Consider the following 21,103-nt stretch of genomic DNA (forward strand, 5'->3'; position numbering starts at 1 on the left):
CGAAAAGTATGGCGAAGAAGTATGATGATTTTAGATATTCATCATACGAATAGTATGTTTTGGATCAAAAACCCTGTCACTTAAAGGGGTTTAACCGCACAGCCTGCACAGGTAGCATGATGGCAGCGTACTCAGAAGGGTAAATAGGATGACTACAACGCTGAATATCCTGGCGGCAGGAAGCCTGAAGTCTGCCTTTACCCCTTTACTGGCGGCCTTTCGCGAGCAGAGTGGAATGGCGGTGACGGCGGATTTTGGCCCGGCGGGCCTGCTGCGGGAACGTATTGAGGCCGGAGAACCCTGCGCACTGTTTGCCTCGGCCAATACCGCACACCCGCAGGCCTTACTGGCAAGCGGTCGCGCGCTCGAGGTGCACACCTTTGCCCGTAACTGCCTGAGCCTGACAGTTCGTCATAGCGCGTCCACACGGCAGGCCGACTGGCTTACGCTGTTGGCGGATACCCGGCTGCGTCTGGCGACCTCCACGCCCGGCTGCGATCCTTCCGGCGACTACACCTGGCAGTTGTTTGCCCATATCGACACCCTGCGCCCCGGTCTTGGGCAGCAATTGATGCAGCGCGCGTTGCCGCTGGTGGGCGGACGTGAAACCTTAGGCGTGCCGCCCGGCGAGATTGCCAGCGCGTGGCTGTTGCGTCAGGGATGGGCGGATATGTTTATTGGCTATCAACACTATACCCGGCGCCTGTCAGAAGAGGCGGATCTGCGGGTGGTGACGATCCCGGAGGCCGACAATATTCGCTGCGACTATCAACTGGCGCAGCTGGAGGCACAGGCGACGCCGCTGATGCACTTTATTCTCTCTTCGCAGGGGCAGACGTGGTTACAGGCCGCCGGGTTCTTGCCGCCGCAGATCGAATAGTGGCACCAGCGCCGCACCGTGTGCGTCATCAAGCTGGATGCGGCGTACCGGTATACCGTAGGCGCGTTGCAGGTTCTCTTCGCTCAGCAGGGTGTGCGTCTTTCCGGCGAGCCATTGCTGATCCGGCAATAGCAGCAGTGTGTTGTCGGCAACCTGCCAGGCATGGGTAGGATCGTGGGTGGTGAACACCACGCTGCGTGCTTCACGATGAGCCAGGGTGGCAATCAGCTGTAAGACGATTTGCTGGTTCGCCAGATCGAGCGCCGAGCAGGGTTCATCCAGCAGGAGGGTGCGATTTCCGCTGACCAGCGCGCGGGCAATCATCACCAGTTGTTGCTGCCCGCCGGAGAGTGTCAGAAAGGTACTGCGAGCCAGAGTGTGCAGATTGAGCCGACGCAGGGCATTGTCGACATGCCTGTTGTCCTGTTTCGAGGGCATTGAGAGCAGCCCCACATGGCGGGCGCGGCCCATCAGCACCACATCATGCACGCTCCAGTCAAAGGCTGGGCGAAAAGATTGCGGCACAATACTGACACCGCCCTGCACGGTAAAATGGCCCGCCAGCGCCGGCAGCACACCGGTGAGCGTATCCAGCAGGGTGCTTTTCCCCAGGCCATTCGCCCCCAGGACTGCCCAGATTTCCCCCGGCTTGCAACAAAAGCTGAGCGGTGAAAAGAGCGGTTGGCCGCGACCGAAAACCAGTCCTTCAACCGTTAACGCGGGTTGTGTCATTGCGTGCTCCTGCGGGTGGTGTGGAAAAGCAGTACCGCGAACATCGGTGCGCCAAGCAGCGCAGTGATTATACCGATAGGGATCTCCGCCTGCGTCAGGGTACGCGCCAGATCATCCACCACAATCATAAAGCTGCCACCAAGCCAGAAGGCGACGGGCAACAGGTGGCGGTGATCCGCCCCAACCAGCAAACGCGCCAGATGCGGGATAACCAGGCCGACCCAGGCAATGCTGCCGCTGACCGCCACTTGCGACGAAACCAGCACCGCGCAGCAGATCAGCACGCTGCGACGCAGCATTTTCAGCGGCACGCCCAGCGCCAACGCATCTTTCTCTTCCAGCGCCAGCAGATTAATGCGCCAGCGCAACTGAAACAGCACCACGGTGACGAACGAGACCGGAAGGGCCAGCATAGCGACTTTATGCCAGTTGGCCGTGGCAAAACTGCCCAGTAGCCAGAACACGATATTGGGCAGGGTCTCTTCGCTGTCAGCCAGGTACTGCATCAGGCTCACCAGTGCGGCAAAAAAACCGCTGATGATAATGCCGGAGAGGATCAGCATCAGGGTGTTTTCCCGCTGCTGTAAGGCGGCAATAAGCCAGACCAGAATCAGCGCACCAAGGCCAAAACCAAAGGTGGAGACCATCATGATGAGCGGGCTGACGCCAAGCAAAATGGCCAGTGTTCCGCCAAACGCGGAGCCGGAGGTCACACCAATAATATGCGGATCTACTAATGGGTTCTGGAACACACCCTGTAACACCGCACCACACAGCGCGAGCCCGCCGCCCGCCAGCAGAGCCAGCAGAATACGCGGCAAACGCACCGACCAGACAATCTGCCCGGCGGTGCCATCACCCGGAAAGGAGACGATCTGTTGCATCACCTCGCTCAGCCCCAGCCGGTACTGGCCCAGACAGAGTGAGGCCAGCGCCAGGCACAGTGTCAGGACAATAAACCCGCCATGCAGTAGCGGGTAGCGGTTAGTGGCCTGCATTCGCGTGCCAGTCAACACGGTAGAAGCGCTGGTAATATTTCTGCGCTTCGGCGTCGACATTCACCGCTGCATAACGTGCCGGGTAGAGTTTTTTCGCCATCCACAGCTCGCCGATAGCCAGCGCTTCCGGCATCGGATAGCCCCAGGCTTTGACGTATTCCGGCATCAACCAGACACGGTGGTTTTTCACGGCATCGATGTTTTTCCAGCCTGGATCGTTCTCAATAGCGGTCACCACTTCCGGGTAACGATCCTGCACAAAAATGACCTGCGGATTCCACTGGATCACCTGTTCCAGCGACACCTGATGCGCGCCTTTGATGGTCGCGGCAGCCACGTTTTTCGCGCCAGCGTGCTCCATCATCAAGCCGGTATATTTACCGGAGCCATAGGTATTCAGATCCGGGTTGGCCATATAGACGCGGATTTTGTCTGCTTCGGCAACCTTCGCCACCGGGGCGTTCGCTTTTTCGCGCGCGGCAAAGGTGTAATGGATCAGATCTTCCGCCTGTTGTTTGCGATCCACCACGTCTGCGATCAGTCGGATCCCCTGCTTCAACCCCTCGTTGTAGGCTCTCTCTTCATCGTCCATGGTGGGGTTCATTTTGTTTTTCTCCCCGGCGGCATCTTCACGCAGCGACACGGCGACCACCGGAATCCCAGCCTGTTCGATCTGCTGGATCATATCGGCTGGCGCATAGTTGGCGATAAATACCACCTGCGGGTGTAGCGCCAGCAGGCTTTCAATGTTCACCTGGGTCAGATCGCCCGGTGTCGGGAGCGTTTCAATCGTCGGCATAAAGCGGGCGAAGCCCGGACCAAGCTGCTTCTTCCAGCTACTGAGGACGCCAACAACATCGTCTGTGGCGTTGAGCTGCACCAGCAGGTTGAGGGTCTGGTGTTGTAGTACCACTGCGCGGGTGACATGGTCCGGCAGGGTGACCTGGCGTCCCAATTGATCGGTGAGGGTGCGTTCTGCGTGGGCAAACAGGCTGGCGCAGGCCAGCGTAAAGCCCAGCATCAATGATGTGATTTTTGACATGGTATCGCTCATAAAGTAGTTAGCGATATATATTAAATTATATAACGAATGCACCTGCAAACATTTCTCGCAGGAAATTCAGGGGTATACAGCAGACTACGTTTGTTGAGTGCGCTTACGCCTCTTTAAAGAGCTGCAACAGCCTTTCCACCTGCTCATCCAGTGGGGCGAGATCTTTTTTCACAATCAGATGCAGCGGCGTGGCGCGCCGTACACCGTGGCTGAGCGGCAGGATGCGCAGCGTGTCGTTAGCCAGCAAGGGCTGGATCCGCTCTTCCGGTAGCCAGCCGTAGCCTACCTGATACTGCACGGCTTCGACGGCCGCATCAATGGTAGAAAAGGTCCATGAGGCCTGCGCCACCGGGCTTTGCCGATCGTCACCTTCGGCAATGCGGATCAACGGCCAGGCGGCGAGCATCGCTTCGCTCACCTCTTCGGCGGCACAGAGGGGGTGATCGCGGTGCGCCACGGCGACAAAATCGATATTCATCAGCCATTCGCCGCGCCCGGTCATATCCTGGCGACGGGTCAAAATCATCACATCCGCCTGTGCATGCACCGGCAGGTCGGCAGAGGCGGTTTCCAGCACTTCTGTCAGGCGCACCTGTGTTTGTGGGTAGCATTGCTGAAACTGGCGCAAAATGGCGAATAACCGTGAGCGCGGAAAAATACTGTCCACCACCAGATCCAGACGCGTACGCATGCCGTTACGCAGTGTGGCCGCGCGGGTTTCCACCCAGTCAAAGGCTTTCAGCAGTGGTTTAACCTGCTTCAGCAACAGCTCGCCAGCAGGTGTCAGCACCGCGCGCCGCCCCTCCTGCATCAGTAATGCTACGCCCAGCCTCTCCTGCAATAGCGCCAGGTTATAGCTCACCGAAGACTGGCTGCGGTGCGTCTCTTCAGCGGCTTTCGCAAAGCTGCCTAGCTCTACCACTTTTTGCAGTAGCGCCCATTGTTCCAGCGTGGTCTTGTGCATGACTCATCTAAAAATTGAATGAATGTGATGCAAATATAGCGTTTTTTATTGATTTTTTGCAGGCGTACGATGGTGCTATTCCAACAGAGGAGAGAAAAAATGAGCACCTTTGATAAACACGATTTGAGCGGTTTCGTCGGCAAACATCTGGTTTATACCTACGATAACGGCTGGAATTACGAGATTTACGTGAAAAATGACACCACGCTCGACTACCGTATTCACAGCGGCATTGTGGCGAATCGCTGGGTGAAAGATCAAAAAGCATTTATCGTTCGCGTAGGCGAAAGTATCTATAAAATTTCCTGGACAGAGCCCACTGGCACCGATGTCAGCCTGATTGTGAACCTTGGCGACCGCCTGTTCCACGGCACCATTTTCTTCCCGCGCTGGGTCATCAACAACCCGGAAAAAACGGTCTGCTTCCAGAACGATCACATTCCGCTGATGGAGTCGTACCGCGCAGCAGGCCCGGCTTACCCCACAGAAGTGATTGATGAATTTGCCACGATTACTTATGTGCGCGACTGCGGCGCCAACAATGACAGCGTCATTGCCTGCGCCGCCAGCGAATTGCCAGCCGGCTTCCCGCAGAATCTTTCGTAATTTATTAACGCTGTTTAATATATTTCAACGGTTACGATTGAAATAATTAATTGCATAACAGTATTATTTTTTTTGAGTTTGTTGCTGTGTTGTTTAAATAAGTATATTCATGCCCTGTATACAGTGCAGGGCGTGGATTGTTACAGTTATTTGACATGGATCACTTACTCTCCTTGTGAGAGAATTATTTAAGTTGATGTTTTTATTCGATATTTTAATAATATTATATTTCTTGCTCCCCTCTTTTCTTAATCTTGTCCTAATATTCAATTGATAATATTCAGAAATAAGCTGTGATGAATGATTATTGGGACAACCGGACGTTCATTATATTTCGGTTTAACTTCCATCCGCCATTTTACTCAATAGCCGCAAAGTGTCTTTGTGGGGTCCTTTAACGCGTCTGTGACGCAGGGAAAAGAAGATGAGTGATTTTCTACCGTTCTCACGCCCCTCAATGGGGGAGGAAGAACTCGCCGCTATCCAGCAAGTGCTGGCATCGGGTTGGATCACGACCGGCCCGAAAAATCAGGCTCTGGAAGAGGCTTTCTGTACGTTAACCGGTAACCGCCATGCCATTGCCGTGAGCTCGGCGACGGCAGGGATGCACGTGACGCTGATGGCGTTGGGCATTGGACCGGGGGATGAAGTCATTACGCCATCAATGACCTGGGTGTCCACGCTCAATATGATCGTGCTGCTGGGCGCGACGCCGGTGATGATTGATGTCGACAAAGATACGCTGATGGTTACGCCGGAAGCGATTGACGCGGCCATCACGCCGCGCACCCGGGCGATTATTCCGGTGCACTACGCCGGAGCCCCGGCGGATATTGACCCTATCCGCGCGGTGGGTGAAAAGCACGGCATTGCGGTGATTGAAGACGCTGCGCATGCTGCCGGTACGTACTACAAAGAACAGCACGTTGGCGGCAAAGGAACCGCGATTTTCTCCTTCCATGCCATCAAAAATATGACCTGCGCCGAAGGCGGGTTGGTGGTGACGGACGATGAGCAACTGGCCAACCGCATTCGCAGCCTCAAATTCCACGGCCTCGGCGTGGATGCCTACGATCGTCAGACGCACGGTCGCGCGCCGCAGGCGGAAGTTATCTCGCCGGGTTTCAAATACAACCTTGCCGATATTAATGCCGCCATCGCCCTGGTGCAGCTTGGCAAGCTGAAAACGGCGAACGCCCGCCGCCACGAGATTGCGCAGCGCTACTTGCGCGAACTCGCCGATACGCCGTTCCAGCCGCTGGCGCTACCGTCATGGCCGCACCAGCATGCCTGGCACCTGTTTATTCTGCGTGTTGATGAACAGCGTTGCGGCATCACCCGTGATGCATTGATGGAAACGCTAAAAGCACAAGGCATTGGTACTGGCCTGCATTTCCGCGCTGCGCATACGCAGAAGTATTACCGCGAACACTTTCCTGTCTCGTTACCGAATACCGAGTGGAACAGTGCGCGCATTTGCTCTATCCCCCTGTTCCCGGACATGACCCATGACGACACAACCCGCGTCATTGACGCGCTCCATCGCATTGCAGGACGCTGATATGTTTACCCTGCCTCCCGTTGAAAAAGTCTCCGTGGTGATCCCGGTTTTTAACGAAGAGGAGAGCTTACCTGAGCTGATCCGTCGTACGACCGGCAGTTGCGACAGCCTCGGTATCGCCTATGAAATTCTGCTGGTGGATGACGGCAGCAGCGACAACTCCGCGCAGATCCTCACGACCGCGGCAGAGCAGCCCGGCAGCCATATTGTGGCCGTGCTGTTGAACCGGAACTACGGTCAGCACTCCGCAATCATGGCGGGCTTCAGCCATGTCACTGGCGATTTGATCATCACGCTGGATGCCGACCTGCAAAACCCGCCGGAAGAGATCCCGCGCCTGGTGGCGAAGGCGAACGAAGGTTATGACGTGGTGGGCACCGTGCGCCAGCATCGGCAGGACAGTCTGTTCCGCAAACTGGCGTCACGCACCGTTAACCGGTTGATCCAACGGACCACCGGTAAAGCGATGGGGGATTATGGCTGCATGTTGCGTGCGTATCGCCGCCATATTGTCGATGCCATGCTGCACTGCCATGAGCGCAGTACCTTCATTCCAATCCTCGCCAATACCTTTGCCCGTAAAGCGGTGGAGATCCCGGTGCAGCATGCCGAGCGCGAGTTTGGCGATTCGAAATACAGCTTTCTGCGTCTGATCAACCTGATGTACGACCTGGTGACCTGCCTGACCACTACGCCGCTGCGCTTGCTCAGCGTTGTGGGCAGCGTGATTGCTCTGGCGGGCTTTTCGCTGGCGGTGTTACTGGTGGTTCTGCGTCTGACGTTTGGTCCGCAGTGGGCAGGCGAAGGGGTGTTTATGCTCTTTGCCATCCTGTTCACGTTTATCGGCGCACAGTTTATCGGTATGGGACTCCTTGGGGAGTACATCGGCCGTATCTACAACGATGTTCGCGCCCGTCCACGCTATTTTATTCAACGTGTTGTTCGTCAGGAGCACGACGCTCCGCAAGAGGAAAATAATCAATGAAAGCTGTTGTCTTTGCCTATCACGATATGGGTTGTGTCGGCACTCAGGCGTTGTTGGATGCCGGGTTTGAGGTTGCGGCGATTTTTACCCACCCGGACAGCGCCAATGAAAACCACTTTTTCGGTTCCGTCGCGCGCATTGCCGCAGAACGCGGTATTCCGGTGTATGCTCCGGAAGACGTTAACCACCCGCTGTGGGTCGATCGCATTCGCGATCTCAACGCGGATGTGATCTTCTCGTTCTACTACCGCAACTTACTTTGCGACAATATCCTCAACAGCGCGCGTCTTGGCGCATTCAATCTGCACGGCTCCCTGCTGCCGGCTTACCGTGGACGTGCGCCGCTGAATTGGGTGCTGGTGAACGGGGAAACGGAAACGGGCGTAACGCTGCACCGGATGGTGGCGCGTGCCGATGCGGGCGCAATTGTGGCGCAGCAGAAAGTCGCCATTGCCGACAGTGATGATGCGATGTCGCTGCACCGCAAACTGAGCGAAGCCGCGCAAACGCTGCTGCGTAGCACGCTGCCGACCATCAAAGCGCAGACCTTCACGGAAACCGCACAGGATGACAGCAAAGCCAGCTACTATGGCCGTCGTACCCCGGAAGACGGGCGTCTCGACTGGGAACTGCCGGCGCAAACCCTGCACAACCTGGTGCGCGCAGTGTCCGACCCGTGGCCGGGCGCATACAGTTTTGCCGGGACACACAAATTTATCGTCTGGAAATCCCGCGTGCGTAATGACATTGCGGCGGCCAGAGCCGGTACGGTGCTGTCTGTCTCTCCACTGGTGGTAGCCTGTGCTGAAGGTGCGCTGGAAATCCTCACCGGGCAGGTGGACAACGGTGTCTATATGCAGGGCGGGCAACTGGCGCAGTCTCTGGGGCTGGTGGCCGGTGCGCTGTTAACCAGCAAGCCGGTGGTTGCGGTGAAACGCCGCACGCGCGTATTGATCCTCGGCGTGAACGGTTTTATCGGTAACCATCTGACCGAACGCCTGCTGAATGACGATAACTACGAAATTTATGGTCTCGATATTGGTTCAGATGCCATCAGCCGTTTCCTCGACTGCCCGCGTTTCCACTTTGTAGAAGGCGATATCAGCATTCACTCTGAGTGGATCGAGTACCACATCAAGAAATGCGATGTAGTGCTGCCGCTGGTGGCGATCGCAACGCCAATCGAATACACCCGCAACCCGCTGCGCGTATTTGAACTTGATTTTGAAGAGAACCTGAAAATCATCCGTGATTGCGTGAAATACAATAAACGCATCATTTTCCCGTCCACGTCAGAAGTGTACGGCATGTGCACCGACAAAGTGTTCGACGAAGACAACTCCAATCTGGTAGTCGGCCCGATCAACAAACAGCGCTGGATCTATTCGGTGTCAAAACAGCTTCTGGACCGGGTGATTTGGGCGTATGGCGAGAAAGAGGGCCTGCGCTTTACGCTGTTCCGTCCGTTTAACTGGATGGGGCCGCGCCTGGATAACCTCAATGCGGCGCGCATCGGCAGCTCGCGTGCGATCACCCAATTGATCCTCAACCTGGTGGAAGGGTCGCCGATCAAGTTGATCGAGGGCGGCAAGCAAAAACGTTGCTTTACCGATATCAGCGACGGCATCGAAGCGCTGTTCCGCATTATTGAGAACAAAGAAGGGCGTTGCGACGGGCAGATCATCAACATTGGTAACCCGGAGAACGAGGCCAGTATTAAAGAACTGGCGGAAATGCTGCTGGCCAGCTTCGAGAAGCACCCGCTGCGCGACCGCTTCCCGCCGTTCGCCGGTTTCCGCGAAGTGGAGAGCAGCAGTTACTACGGCAAAGGGTATCAGGACGTGGAGCACCGTAAGCCGAGCATTCGTAACGCGAAACGCTGCCTGCACTGGGAGCCGAAAGTCGATATGCGCCAGACCATTGATGAGACGCTGGATTTCTTCCTGCGTACCGTAGAACTCTCGGATGAGAAAAACGCATGAAGTCAGTCGGCTTACGCATTGATGTCGACACCTTTCGCGGTACTCGCGACGGTGTGCCGCGTCTGCTGACGTTGTTGAAAAAGCACAATATTCAGGCGAGCTTTTTCTTCAGCGTCGGGCCGGACAACATGGGGCGCCATATCTGGCGCCTGCTTAAGCCGCAATTTCTGTGGAAGATGCTGCGCTCGCGCGCAGCATCCCTCTACGGGTGGGATATCCTGCTGGCTGGTACGGCGTGGCCAGGGAAGATCATCGGCGAAGCCAATGCAGAAGTGATTCGCGCTACTGCACAGGTGCATGAAGTCGGCCTGCACGCCTGGGATCATCATGGCTGGCAGTGCTGGAGCGGCGTATGGGATCAGACGAAGCTGGAGGCCGAGATCGAACGGGGCCTGTTGGCGCTGGAAATGATCATCGGGCGGGCCGTGACCTGTTCCGCCGTGGCGGGCTGGCGTGCGGATCAGCGTGTCGTGAAAGCCAAAAATGCGTTTAATTTTCGCTATAACAGCGACTGCCGCGGCACCCGACCTTTCCGGCCGCAGCTCACAGAAGAGGAGTGCGCTGTCCCGCAGATCCCTGTGACGCTGCCGACCTGGGATGAGGTGGTGGGAACGCGCGTCGATGCGGCGAATTACAACCGTTTTATTCTTGACTGTATCCACCGGGATAACGGTACGCCGGTTTATACCATCCATGCTGAAGTGGAAGGCATTATCGGCGCAGACGGTTTTGATGAATTGCTGAGTATGGCCGCGCGCGAAGAGATCGCCTTTTGCCCTCTGAGTCAGCTATTGCCGACGGATGTCAGCACGCTACCGGTGGGGAAAGTGGTGCGCGGAGAAGTGGCTGGCCGGGAAGGCTGGCTGGGTTGCCAACAACTGTTGAGTGCCAGGTAATGAAATCCACTAACGCTGTGTTGGGTCTGGTTGCACTATTTGTTCTCTATTACCTTGTTCCCCTTGAGTACCGGCTGCTCTGGCAACCGGATGAAACCCGCTATGCGGAGATCAGCCGGGAGATGCTTAATAGCGGTGACTGGGTGGTACCTCATTTTCTGGGACTGCGTTATTTTGAAAAACCCATCGCGGGTTATTGGATCAACAGCCTAGGTCAGTGGCTGTTTGGACATAACAATTTTGCAGTGCGTTTTGGCTCTGTCTTTTCCATTACCGTGTCGGCACTACTGGTTGCGGCGCAGGCGTGGAACATGTGGCGCGACAAAGCCGTTGCCGTGCTTTCTGGCGTTATCTTTCTGACGGCGTTTCTGGTGTACGGTATCGGTACCTATGCGGTGCTGGACCCGATGATTACGCTGTGGATGACGCTGGCGATGTTCAGCTTCTGGCTGGCAGCGCAGGCGCAAACGCGCGGCGGCAAATTCGCCGGTTATGCGCTGTTGGGCATTGCCTGCGGCATGGGGGTGATGACCAAAGGTTTCCTGGCGCTGGCTGTGCCGGTGTTGGGCGTGCTGCCGTGGGTGATCACGCAAAAGCGCTGGAAAGAGGTGCTGTTGTGGGGCTGGTTAGCGATTCTCTGCTGCGTACTGACGGTACTGCCTTGGGGGCTGGCGATTGCCACGCGAGAAGCGGACTTTTGGCGCTACTTCTTCTGGGTCGAGCATATTCAACGGTTTGCCCAGCAGGATGCGCAGCATAAAGCGCCGTTCTGGTATTACATTCCGTTCCTGATTGCCGGAAGTTTGCCGTGGCTGGCGTTGCTGCCAGGCGCGCTGAAAACGGGCTGGTTGGCGCGTAAGTCTGTTCTGCAAGAGGCGTTTTACCTGTTCGGTTGGGTGGTGATGCCACTGCTGTTTTTCAGCATCGCGAAGGGTAAGCTGCCAACCTATATCCTGCCCTGTTTTGCGCCGCTGGCGATCCTGATGGCGCGCTATGCGCTGACTCTCGCACAGACAGGTGGACGGGCATTGCGTATTAATGCGTGGATCAATATCGTCTTTGGTGTGGTCGGCCTTATCGCCGCGATTGTCGTCTCGCCGTGGGGATTCCTGAAACACCCGGTGTGGACGCCCATTGAGCTGTATAAAGCCTGGCTGGCGGCTTTTGCCTTGGGCGTATGGGCGCTGTTTGGCTGGCTGGCGCTGAAAACCAGTGAACAGCGCTGGCCGCTGGCCGCGCTCTGCCCACTGGGTCTGGCGCTGGTGGCGGGGGCGGTGATCCCGGACAAGGTGATGGATTCCAAACAGCCGCAATTTCTCATCAACTTTGTTAATGAAGCGCTGAAGCCAAGTCGTTACGTGCTGACTGACAATGTGGGGGTGGCGGCGGGACTGGCCTGGGAACTGAAGCGTTCCGATATCATTATGTTCGGCTCGCGCGGAGAGCTGACCTATGGCCTGGCCTACCCGGATGCGAAAGATCGCTTTGTGGAGGAAGACAACTTCAGTGACTGGCTGGCGCAACGCCGTCAGCAGGGGGTTGTGTCGCTGGTGCTGCATCAATCTAAACCGGATGACTTTACCCGGCTGCCGATCCCGAAGCCGGATAACGTCTATGTACAGGGGCGTATGGTCTTTATTCAGTATTATCCGCAATGATGAGCTGGTTGCTGCTCGCACTGGCAAGCCTGTTGAGCTGCGCCGGGCAACTGTGCCAGAAACAGGCGACACGCCCGGCAACGCCCGGGCATCGCGGCAGGCACGTTGGCCTCTGGCTGGGGCTGGCGCTGGCCGCGCTGGGCGCAGGCATGGCGCTGTGGTTGCTGGTGTTGCAGCGTCTTCCTGTGGGCGTCGCGTACCCAATGCTAAGCCTCAATTTCGTGTGGGTCACGCTGGCGGCGCGTTTCGTCTGGCGTGAACGGGTGACCGCCCGCCATGCTGTTGGCGTGCTACTGATCATTATCGGCATCGTGCTGTTGGGGAGTTCGCTATGAAAGGCGTGGTCTGGGCGCTGATGAGTGTGTTGCTGGTCAGCGTCGCGCAGTTACTGCTGCGCTCAGCAATGCAGGTACTGCCGCCGGTTGCGCCCTCCTGGTCGTTTATCAGCGCCGTACTGCAACCGCAGAAAGGGACGCTTATGCTGCTGTGTGGCCTGCTGGGGTATGTCGCGTCGATGGGATGCTGGTTTTTTGCCCTGCATCGCCTGCCGCTAAGCAAAGCGTATGCTCTACTCAGCCTGAGTTATATTCTGGTGTGGGCTGCCGCCATCTGGCTTCCCGGCTGGCACGAACCGTTTTCGTGGCGCGGCGCGCTGGGCGTGCTGGTGATTGTGGCGGGCGTGCTGGTTATCTTTCTGCCGGGAGCGTCGCGAGCAGATCGGCCGAAAGTGTAAACGGCGTCGGCGTGCAGACTGACAGGCTCACCTCGCCAACCTGGCAGTGGCTAACATTGAGATTGGGCGTGTTGCGGCTGTCAACGCTGACAATTTGCCAGGCGCTGCCGCCACGCTGCTTGATAATGGCTTCTTTGCGTGTCCAGATTTCCCAGAACGCCGTCAACTGATGATCCGGGCGCCATTGCTCAAGTTCATCATGCTCCGCCTCGCTAAATACCGCATTAGCCAGCGTGCGCCAGTTGGCGCGCGGGCGTATCACTTCAATATCACAACCCACTTCACCTTCATCGCTCAACAGGAGCGCAATACGATCGCCACTGTGACTCAGGTTGAACCACAGCGGCGTCCCGTTAGCGAATGCCGGTTTGCCTTGCTCGCCGTAGACAATGTCAGGTAGCGGAGAACACTCGCGCGCCAGTAATGCCCGCCCGGCAAGCCAGCTCTCCCGGCGTTTGCCCTGCGGCGCTTGTTGTCTGAGTGCGGGCGGAATGTTGCCGGCGCTCAGTGCGGAGATATGACCCAGTACTACCCGATACATACGTTATGCCCAGCGTTTAATAATGATGGAGGTGTTAATGCCGCCAAAAGCGAAGTTATTGCTTTGCAGGTATTCGCAATCGATCCGGCGCGCTTCACCTTTGATGTAATCCAATGCGCCGCACTGTTCATCCGGGGTGGTCAGATTGAGCGTTGGCGCAAACCAGCCTTCACGCATCATTTGCAGGCTCATCCAGGCCTCCAGCGCGCCGCATGCCCCAAGGGTATGACCGAAGTAGCTTTTCAGCGACGAGATGGGAACATTATCGCCAAAGATGGCCGCCGTCGCCTGGCTTTCTGCGATATCGCCGCGATCGGTGGCCGTGCCGTGTGCGGAGATATAGCCAATATCCAGCGGGCTGAGTCCGGCAATTTTCAGCGCCTGCTCCATACAGATTTGCATGGTTTCCCGCTGCGGCTGGGTGATATGTGCCGCGTCGCAGTTGGTCGCAAAGCCGACGATTTCACCGAAAATGGTCGCACCGCGCGCCTTCGCATGTTCCAGCTCTTCCAGAATCAGCGTGCCCGCACCTTCACCGATCACCAGACCGTCGCGGCTGGCATCGAACGGGGAGGGCGTGGTTTTCGGTTCATCGTTGCGCTGGCTGGTGGCAAACAAGGTATCAAACACCGCCGCTTCCGATGGGCACAGCTCTTCTGCGCCGCCCGCGACCATGACGTCCTGATAACCGTGACGAATCGCTTCCCAGGCATAACCAATGGCCTGGCTTCCGGAAGTACAGGCGCTGGAGGTGGGGATAACGCGTCCCCGCAGGCCGAAAAACAGCCCGGTGTTCACCGCCGTGGTGTGCGGCATCATCTGCACGTAGGTTGTGCCGGTGATATTGTTGGTGTGTTTTTCGGTCAACATGGTGGCGAACTCGCTCACCGGTCCGGTACTGCCGGTCGAGGAGCCGTAAGCAATGCCGGTATTGCCGCTGGTTAATACCGGATCGTCAATCAACCCGGCCTGTTCCAGCGCCAGTTCGCTGGCGCGGGTGGAGAGCAGCGACACGCGGCCCATTGCACGGATGCGTTTGCGAGTGTAGTGATCCGGCAATGTGAAATCATCAATCGGCGCGCCAAGCAGGGTATGCAGACCGTCGTAAATTTGCCACTCCGGCATTTTACGGACGGCGTTTTCATAGGTCAGCAGACGTTTTGACACATCCTGCCAGCTCTGGCCAAAGGCGGTGACGCCGCCCATGCCGGTAATGACGACGCGACGTGTCATAACATTCCCCCGTTGATGGAAATAACCTGGCGGGTCACGTAACCCGCAATATCTGACATTAAATAGCTGGCAAGCCCGGCCACTTCTTGTGCCTGGCCCATACGTTTCATCGGGATGATCGCCATCGCTTCTTTCAGCGCGGCCTCTTCCATTTCAATCATGCCGGTATCAATCAGCCCCGGCGCGATGCAGTTGACGGTGATTTTGCGTTTCGCCAGCTCAATTGCCAGTGCTTTTGTGGCGCCGATAATACCGGCTTTTGCTGCACTGTAGTTAACCTGGCCGCGATTACCCATCACCCCGGAAACCGACGAGAGGGTAATGATGCGTCCGCCTTTGCGCAGGCCAATCATCGGCATGATGCAGGGCTGAATCACGTTGTAGAAGCTGTCGAGATTGGTGTGGATCACCGCATCCCAGTCATCATCGCTCAGTGCAGGGAACGCCGCGTCACGGGTGATACCTGCATTGCTGACCACGCCATACCAGGCACCGTGCTGCTCAATATCGTGTTCCAGAACGCGGCGACACTGTTCGCGGTTGCCGACATCAAAACTCAGCAGACGGCCCGCGCCGCCCGCCTGCTCAATGGCACGCAGCGTTTCCTGCGCGCCGTTTTCGTCACGATGATAGTGCACGCCAACGGTAAAGCCATCGGCGGCAAGGTGTTGGGCAATGGCGCGGCCGATGCCTTTACTGGCTCCGGTAACCAGAACGGAACGATTCATGCCTCTGCCCCTTTCGATGTATGTGGTTGATGAAACAGCGCACTAAGCTCGTCTTTTGTTGGCTGGAAAGTGTTGATGCGCCCGACAGAAACGGTGTCTGCACCAATCTGGATCGTGCAGTCGAAGCTGCCGAAACGCGTATCCTGCATCAGCAGTTTGGCGTGGATATCCAGCACTGCGCCTGCGGGCAATGAGCCTGCGGCGCAGATCAGCTCGCGCGCGCCGAGCACCATACCCAACGCAATGCTCTCTTCGCCGCGTTGCAGGCGGTGCCAGCCGGACCAGACGCCAATGCATTGCGCCATCAGCTCCAGCGCATACCAACCGGGCAGATTGCCTTGCGCATCCATAAAGGGCGACAGCACGCCCCCCTTATTCACGCTCACCCGGCAGTGGGCATCGTCATCCGTTACCGAAATAACGTCTTCCAGCAGGATCATCGGTGTGTCATGGGGCAGATATTCCCCCGCCGTAAGGTACTGAATCATGTCACTCTCCCCAGCAAAATACTGGCGTTGTTTCCGCCGAAGGCGAAGGAGTTAGATAAAATGACCGGACGCGCCAGTGGCTCTGCAGCCAACAACAGGCCGCAGGCCGGGAGCGTTGGATCGATAGGCCCACGGCTAAAATCCTGAGGCGGTAGTGGTAAGTCGCGTTGCAGGATCAGCGCGCTCAGCGCCGCTTCCGTAATCCCCGCCGCGCCCAGCGTGTGTCCGGTTAAGTGTTTAGTGGAACTGCACGGCACACCCTCACCAAACAGTGTGTGCACGACCGCCGATTCAATCTGATCGTTGAGCGGCGTGGCGGTGCCATGCAGATTGATATACCCCACATCGGCCGGCGTGAGCCTGGCTTGCGCCAGCGCCATATTGATGGCGCGGATAGCGCCTTCCCCCTGTGGATGCGGTGCGGAAATATGCCATGCATCACTGGATTCGCCGGTGCCAAGCAGCGCCAACGGCTGCGGCTCACGGGTCAGCACCATCAGTGCCGATGCCTCGCCAATCGTAATGCCGCAGCGGTCACGGCCAAACGGCTGGCACAGCGTCGTGGAGAAGGACTCCAGGCTATTAAACCCGTTGACCGGCATTCGGCTCAGGGAGTCTGCGCCGCCTACAATCGCCACATCTGCCAGACCGGCTTCAATCAGGCGGTGACCATTGATAATGGCGCGCGCGCTGGAAGAGCACGCGGTGGAGACGGTAAACGACGGGCCTTCCAGCGCCAGCCAGCGACTTAAAAAGCGCGATGGATCGCCCAGTTCCTGCTGTGGGTAGCGCCATGCAAGGCTCTCTTCCCCGTTGAGCGAAAGTCGGACGTGCAGATCCCCTTCATCCAGCCCGGAAGTACTGGTGCCCAGCACCACAGCCACGCGGTCGCGGCCATAGCGGGCAATCGCCTCATCCACCGTTGGCTGGATGTGTTCCAGCGCCGCCAGTAGCAGTTGATTATTGCGGCTGCGGTGGGCATCCATTTGCGGCGGAATGGCGGGCAGTTTGCCGTCTACACTGCCGAGTACCACCTCCGTTTGCCCCTGCAGCCAGCCTGTACGGGTGTGCATCCCTGGCGCATGGCCGCGCGTCAGGTTGGCGGCTATCTCATCCAGGGTGCGCCCCAGCGCGTTCACCATGCCGATGGCAGAAATGTAGATCATCTCAGTCACCCAAATACTGAATGGTGATGTGGTATTTAAAAACATGCTGCTCGATGCTGATCGGCTCACGTTTGCCTTTGCGTTGCAGGTAGGTGATTTCCGTCACCAGCTTGCCGTGCGCGTTACGCAGTTCGCGCTTATCGTCGTGATCGGTCAGTGTCCAGCCTTTGGGTAACTGCGGCTGCCAGGCGGCAATCGGCCAATGGCTGATCATCACGTCCGCCAGTACCTGGCTGGCGGGCGGCAGTTGCGGCACGACGATCGACTGCTCGGTATGAATTCCGCGTTCATCATAGGTGACGAGGAATAAACGGATCCCCACCGATGAGAGCCCGGCAAGGGTGATCTTTTTGTCGTCGGCGGTCATCATCACCAGCAATGACTGGGTTTGCCCGTTAAAACTGCCGGTTAACAACTGCTGGGAGTTCACCGCCGGCGCGATCCCCGGCGCAGGCAGCGTTACGCGGGTCCCCGGCTCCAGCCACGCTTGCGGACGGCTGCCGTCGGGAGAATGGGTTGAGTGGCTGCATCCGGTGAGCAGCAGGGCGGCGGCAAGCGCGACGCCAGTGCAGAGGGGGCGAATCATCGTTTTCTCTCTTTTTTCGCTGGCATTGCGAGGGGGGAAAGCAGGAAGGCGGTAAAAATACCGCTGACCAGCACAATGCCGAAACTGCTGATAGCCTGAGTGGCGCTGAACACCAGCATCCCCAGGGTGAGTAACGTGGTTATCATGGCCAGCGTGATGGCCAGCAACGACGTGAGCGGCGTGCCGCGCGGATTGCTGAAAAACAGCGTGTAGTTGATGCCGATCCCCAGCACCAGCATCAACGCCAGCAGGGAAAACAGATTTACTGCGTGACCGCTCAGTGATAACACCGCCAGCCCGCAACCGAGCGACAGCACTGATGGCACAAGGCTTATCAGCCCTTTTTTCCAGCCCAGACGCAGCACCGCGCCTGCGGCAATCACCGCCAACGCAACGAACAGCAACCCGGTTAACACCAGTCGGTACAGCGCAAACAGCTCATCAAACGCGCTTTTGCGATCTACCCAGGCGATGCCCGGTTGTGTTTTTGCCAGTGCGCTAAGCGCTGCACTGTCTTTAACACCGTCGACCGGGGCCAGCACGCCGCTTTGCCCGTTGGGCAGCGTTAACCACAGTAACCGCCAGCCTTCACTGGCCGGGCTGGCAAGCCACTGTTCAACGGTAACGCTCATCGGGCTGAGGTCTGGCGCAACACTTGCCATTCCCGCGGCGTGGAGTGTGCGCGTCACGGCAGGCGTCGCGTTTTTCAGCAGTTCAAGATCCTGCTGTTGTCGCGCCAGTGAGTTAATCGGGAGGGTGCGGAAACCCGCAATCATCCCTTGTTTGCGCGCGTGATCCAGTTGCGGCGTAAACGCTTCTAGCCGCTCCAGCGTTTGCTGCGGCGTATCGCCATAAATCACAAACCATTTCTGATCGACGCTTTGCCCGGTCAGCGCCGTGATGGCTTTCTCCTGCGCCAGGATCCCCTGCGGCAGCGCCTGTAACTGGCTGATATCGTCATTGATGCGCAGCGTAGCGAGACCGGCGAGAGAGAACAGCGCCAGCGCTACTGGCAGGCCAATAGCGAGTTTTTTATTGCGCCGCCAGGCTGCCAGCCAGCGCAGAAGCAGCACCATGGCGGGCACCGGACGCACCGGTAAACCGCGGCATAGCCACGGATGCCAGAAGATCACCGTCAGACAGGAGGCGCTAAGGCCGACGGCGGCGAAAATCGCCATCTGGCGGATGCCAGGGAAAGGGGCCAGCATCATGATCAGGTAGGCGACAACGGTGGTGGTCAGCGCCAGCAACAACGCATTACGCACTTTGGCGAGACTTTGCCATGGCGATGCCTCTGCGCCGTGCACCATCCGTTCAGTCAGGTAATAAAGTGTGTAATCTGCTGAAATCCCAATGATGCTCAGGCTCATCACCAGCGTCATCAGATGCAGTTCGCCGAACAGGAGCAGTGTAGCGACGGTGCCCGCCAGCGCGCCAATGGCAATGGAAATCAGGCACAGCAGCAGGGGACGCAGGGAGCGGAACACGGCGACAATCAGCGCAATCACCCCAAGAAGGGTGGCGATGCCCAGCGTGGAGACGTCGCGTTTGGCCTGCTGGCTGGCGTAATCGCTGTAGAACACTGTGCCGCGTGATAGCAGCTGTGCCTGCGGGAATCGGGCTTTCAGTTGCGCTTCCAGTGATGCCAGTGTGTTAACAAACTGGTGCGTTTGCTGCATATCGAATGAAGAACCCGCCAGTTCACCGTGCAGCAGATACCAGTCGTTACCTTTATCGTCCTGCGTCACCAGCCAGCCATCCATCAACCGCAGCTTCTGGCTGTTCTGCGCCATCGCAAGCTGTGCGCCGCGCATCAGCATCAACGGATCGTTTTGCAGCTCTTTACCGCTCACGCCGGAAAACGCCGAGTAGAGCTGCGTCAGCACCCATTGTGCCTGTGCCTCGCCGCCGTTTTGCAGACGCGTGCGCGTGGCGCTGTCGAGCAGGGCGTTACGATGCTGCCAGAAGAATGTGCCCCAGGCTTGCTGGCTTTGCGCATCCATCGGCCCTTTCAGGTTGTTCACCGCCTGCGACTGGCTGAGCAAGGAAAGCCAGTATTTCGCCGCCTCAGGATTGGCCTGTTTGCCGGGGCTGATCAGCCAGACCAACTGTTTGTCGAGGCGCTGCATAAAGCCGTCGTTCAGTGCCGGGGGAAGCGTACCCATCGTCTGAGCAGGCAGCATCGCCAGCACACTGCTGTTCATGCGCGCTTTTGGCAGCAGCATCAACAGCATGCCGAGCAGCAGCAGGCAGAGCAGTCCCCAGAGTAGCGCCGGACGCGGGGAGTTAGTGCGCGGCAAAGCGTTGGCGTTCGTCATCGGTCAGCGTGGTGGGCGTCAGTCGGTGTTGGGAAAAAGCGATATCGGTGAGATCGCCCTGTTTGTCGTTCAGGCGGATGCTGTCCAGATACTGCTGACCGGCAAGCTCGATAGAGGTGAAAATCTTATCCAGCGGCGTGGTGATCGGCGTCAGTTTCAGGGTCCAGCGTCCTGCGCCCATATCTTGAAAATCGATACGGAAGTTTTGCTCCAGTACCGCGCGATCGGCCTGAAACAGTGCGCGCAGCAGGTGATTAAACTGGAACATCTGCGGGTTGTTTTCGGCGGTGATCACCTGTGGCGGCTGACCATTGATGATTTGCACCATCCGCGAGTCATCGAGCATGAGTGCCATCGGGAACGGCACTTTTTGATCCCACAGCAAACCCTGGTCGCGTGCGATCAACATCTCGCCCTGCGAGCGTAAAGGCTGCGGCAGATCTTTAATGGTGCGGGTCTGGGTGAAATGCGCCCGTACTATCGGTTGTTCGGTAAAACGTTGTTGCAGCGTGTCCAGCGTGATCGCGCCAACGAAGGGGCTGAGCAACAGCGCCAGCAAAGGCCAGTATTTCATGGTGTTACCCCCATACGTTCAAACAACACTGCCGGGCTGACAAAGCACATCTCACGGCTTTTTTCGTCCACCGCGACCTGAATGGTGTAACCGGTGGTGGTGCGTTTACCGCTGGCGGCATCAAAGATGTCGTAAGCGATTTTCAGGCGGTTTTCGAACTCTTCCAGTCGGGCGCGTACACGAAAATGCTGCTCAAAAGTCAGCACACCGCGGTATTTCACCCGGGTGTCCACCACCGGCCAGACATAGCCGGAGGCTTTCATCTGACGGTAGCCATAATCAAACTGATTCAGCAGCGCCTCGCGGGCAATCTCAAAGTAGCGGAAGTAGTTACCGTGCCATACCACACCCATCATATCGACGTCGTGGAAGGGAACGGTCAGTTCTACTTCGGCGGTAAAACGCGGATCGTTTAACACC

The 21,103-nt window shown here is 57.6% G+C and carries 22 protein-coding genes; 9 read left to right on the forward strand and 13 right to left on the reverse strand.

Features of this window, described 5'->3' with window-relative positions:
* Positions 1 to 148 precede the first annotated feature (148 nt).
* Complete coding sequence (locus GA0061071_RS12450; RefSeq protein WP_088238339.1) at positions 149 to 880, forward strand: substrate-binding domain-containing protein; 732 nt, start codon at positions 149 to 151, stop codon at positions 878 to 880.
* On the opposite strand, the gene GA0061071_RS12455 is transcribed toward GA0061071_RS12450, so the two are convergent.
* The 4 genes from GA0061071_RS12455 to GA0061071_RS12470 all read right to left on the reverse strand — a co-directional run bounded on the left by GA0061071_RS12455 (position 842) and on the right by GA0061071_RS12470 (position 4,628).
* Positions 842 to 1,612 carry an ABC transporter ATP-binding protein gene (locus tag GA0061071_RS12455; RefSeq protein WP_061492769.1) on the reverse strand — a complete coding sequence of 257 codons (771 nt, stop codon included), beginning with the start codon at positions 1,610 to 1,612 and terminating at the stop codon, positions 842 to 844. The genes GA0061071_RS12450 and GA0061071_RS12455 overlap by 39 nt on opposite strands.
* Positions 1,609 to 2,610 carry a FecCD family ABC transporter permease gene (locus GA0061071_RS12460; protein WP_088238340.1) on the reverse strand — a complete coding sequence of 334 codons (1,002 nt, stop codon included), beginning with the start codon at positions 2,608 to 2,610 and terminating at the stop codon, positions 1,609 to 1,611. The genes GA0061071_RS12455 and GA0061071_RS12460 overlap by 4 nt, the downstream gene beginning before the upstream one ends.
* Positions 2,597 to 3,652, reverse strand: coding sequence for an ABC transporter substrate-binding protein (locus GA0061071_RS12465; RefSeq protein ID WP_408612842.1), 1,056 nt, complete (start codon positions 3,650 to 3,652; stop codon positions 2,597 to 2,599). Before GA0061071_RS12465 ends, GA0061071_RS12460 begins: the two co-directional genes overlap by 14 nt.
* 115 nt (positions 3,653 to 3,767) lie before the next feature.
* On the reverse strand, positions 3,768 to 4,628 hold the full coding sequence (locus GA0061071_RS12470) for a LysR family transcriptional regulator (RefSeq protein ID WP_061492774.1): 861 nt from the start codon (positions 4,626 to 4,628) through the stop codon (positions 3,768 to 3,770).
* A gap of 99 nt (positions 4,629 to 4,727) precedes the next feature.
* On the opposite strand from GA0061071_RS12470, the gene GA0061071_RS12475 reads away from it, so the two are divergent.
* The 8 genes from GA0061071_RS12475 (at position 4,728) to arnF (ending at position 13,049) form a co-directional block, all read left to right on the forward strand.
* Positions 4,728 to 5,234: a phenolic acid decarboxylase gene (locus tag GA0061071_RS12475; protein WP_061492777.1), complete on the forward strand. Its 507-nt coding sequence runs from the start codon at positions 4,728 to 4,730 to the stop codon at positions 5,232 to 5,234.
* A 424-nt stretch (positions 5,235 to 5,658) separates the two neighbouring features.
* Positions 5,659 to 6,795: a UDP-4-amino-4-deoxy-L-arabinose aminotransferase gene (arnB, locus tag GA0061071_RS12480; protein ID WP_061492779.1), complete on the forward strand. Its 1,137-nt coding sequence runs from the start codon at positions 5,659 to 5,661 to the stop codon at positions 6,793 to 6,795.
* A 1-nt stretch (position 6,796) separates the two neighbouring features.
* Positions 6,797 to 7,780, forward strand: a complete 984-nt coding sequence (gene arnC / locus GA0061071_RS12485) for an undecaprenyl-phosphate 4-deoxy-4-formamido-L-arabinose transferase (RefSeq protein ID WP_088238341.1) — start codon at positions 6,797 to 6,799, stop codon at positions 7,778 to 7,780.
* Entirely contained in the window at positions 7,777 to 9,762 is a 1,986-nt protein-coding gene (gene arnA, locus GA0061071_RS12490) for a bifunctional UDP-4-amino-4-deoxy-L-arabinose formyltransferase/UDP-glucuronic acid oxidase ArnA (RefSeq protein ID WP_061492783.1), read from the forward strand. The genes arnC and arnA overlap by 4 nt, the downstream gene beginning before the upstream one ends.
* Positions 9,759 to 10,658 (forward strand): 4-deoxy-4-formamido-L-arabinose-phosphoundecaprenol deformylase, encoded by a 900-nt coding sequence (gene arnD / locus GA0061071_RS12495; protein WP_061492785.1) that lies wholly within the window; start codon positions 9,759 to 9,761, stop codon positions 10,656 to 10,658. The genes arnA and arnD overlap by 4 nt, the downstream gene beginning before the upstream one ends.
* On the forward strand, positions 10,658 to 12,316 hold the full coding sequence (gene arnT / locus GA0061071_RS12500; RefSeq protein ID WP_088238342.1) for a lipid IV(A) 4-amino-4-deoxy-L-arabinosyltransferase: 1,659 nt from the start codon (positions 10,658 to 10,660) through the stop codon (positions 12,314 to 12,316). The genes arnD and arnT overlap by 1 nt, the downstream gene beginning before the upstream one ends.
* A complete protein-coding gene (gene arnE / locus GA0061071_RS12505) occupies positions 12,313 to 12,651 on the forward strand; it encodes a 4-amino-4-deoxy-L-arabinose-phosphoundecaprenol flippase subunit ArnE (RefSeq protein WP_061492789.1) in 339 nt (112 codons plus the stop codon). The genes arnT and arnE overlap by 4 nt, the downstream gene beginning before the upstream one ends.
* Positions 12,648 to 13,049: a 4-amino-4-deoxy-L-arabinose-phosphoundecaprenol flippase subunit ArnF gene (arnF, locus tag GA0061071_RS12510; RefSeq protein WP_061492790.1), complete on the forward strand. Its 402-nt coding sequence runs from the start codon at positions 12,648 to 12,650 to the stop codon at positions 13,047 to 13,049. Before arnE ends, arnF begins: the two co-directional genes overlap by 4 nt.
* Here the strand turns inward: arnF and acpT are convergent.
* The 9 genes from acpT to GA0061071_RS12555 are packed head-to-tail and all read right to left on the reverse strand — an operon-like array spanning position 13,003 to position 21,102.
* Positions 13,003 to 13,590, reverse strand: coding sequence for a 4'-phosphopantetheinyl transferase AcpT (acpT, locus tag GA0061071_RS12515; RefSeq protein WP_061492792.1), 588 nt, complete (start codon positions 13,588 to 13,590; stop codon positions 13,003 to 13,005). The two genes, arnF and acpT, sit on opposite strands and share 47 nt — an antisense overlap.
* Before the next feature lie 3 nt (positions 13,591 to 13,593).
* On the reverse strand, positions 13,594 to 14,823 hold the full coding sequence (locus tag GA0061071_RS12520; protein WP_061492793.1) for a beta-ketoacyl-ACP synthase: 1,230 nt from the start codon (positions 14,821 to 14,823) through the stop codon (positions 13,594 to 13,596).
* Complete coding sequence (locus GA0061071_RS12525; protein ID WP_088238343.1) at positions 14,820 to 15,551, reverse strand: 3-ketoacyl-ACP reductase FabG2; 732 nt, start codon at positions 15,549 to 15,551, stop codon at positions 14,820 to 14,822. The genes GA0061071_RS12520 and GA0061071_RS12525 overlap by 4 nt, the downstream gene beginning before the upstream one ends.
* Positions 15,548 to 16,039 carry a hotdog family protein gene (locus tag GA0061071_RS12530; protein WP_088238344.1) on the reverse strand — a complete coding sequence of 164 codons (492 nt, stop codon included), beginning with the start codon at positions 16,037 to 16,039 and terminating at the stop codon, positions 15,548 to 15,550. The genes GA0061071_RS12525 and GA0061071_RS12530 overlap by 4 nt, the downstream gene beginning before the upstream one ends.
* Entirely contained in the window at positions 16,036 to 17,205 is a 1,170-nt protein-coding gene (locus tag GA0061071_RS12535) for a beta-ketoacyl-[acyl-carrier-protein] synthase family protein (RefSeq protein WP_088238345.1), read from the reverse strand. Before GA0061071_RS12535 ends, GA0061071_RS12530 begins: the two co-directional genes overlap by 4 nt.
* Position 17,206: 1 nt before the next feature.
* Positions 17,207 to 17,791 carry a DUF3261 domain-containing protein gene (locus tag GA0061071_RS12540; protein WP_061492797.1) on the reverse strand — a complete coding sequence of 195 codons (585 nt, stop codon included), beginning with the start codon at positions 17,789 to 17,791 and terminating at the stop codon, positions 17,207 to 17,209.
* On the reverse strand, positions 17,788 to 20,109 hold the full coding sequence (locus GA0061071_RS12545) for an MMPL family transporter (protein ID WP_088238346.1): 2,322 nt from the start codon (positions 20,107 to 20,109) through the stop codon (positions 17,788 to 17,790). The genes GA0061071_RS12540 and GA0061071_RS12545 overlap by 4 nt, the downstream gene beginning before the upstream one ends.
* Positions 20,078 to 20,683, reverse strand: coding sequence for an outer membrane lipoprotein carrier protein LolA (locus GA0061071_RS12550; RefSeq protein ID WP_061492799.1), 606 nt, complete (start codon positions 20,681 to 20,683; stop codon positions 20,078 to 20,080). The genes GA0061071_RS12545 and GA0061071_RS12550 overlap by 32 nt, the downstream gene beginning before the upstream one ends.
* Positions 20,680 to 21,102 (reverse strand): acyl-CoA thioesterase, encoded by a 423-nt coding sequence (locus tag GA0061071_RS12555; protein WP_088238347.1) that lies wholly within the window; start codon positions 21,100 to 21,102, stop codon positions 20,680 to 20,682. The genes GA0061071_RS12550 and GA0061071_RS12555 overlap by 4 nt, the downstream gene beginning before the upstream one ends.
* Between the last annotated feature and the right edge of the window lies 1 nt (position 21,103).

This window comes from Kosakonia oryzendophytica, assembly GCF_900094925.1.
In the GTDB taxonomy this organism is placed as follows: Bacteria; Pseudomonadota; Gammaproteobacteria; order Enterobacterales; family Enterobacteriaceae; genus Kosakonia; species Kosakonia oryzendophytica.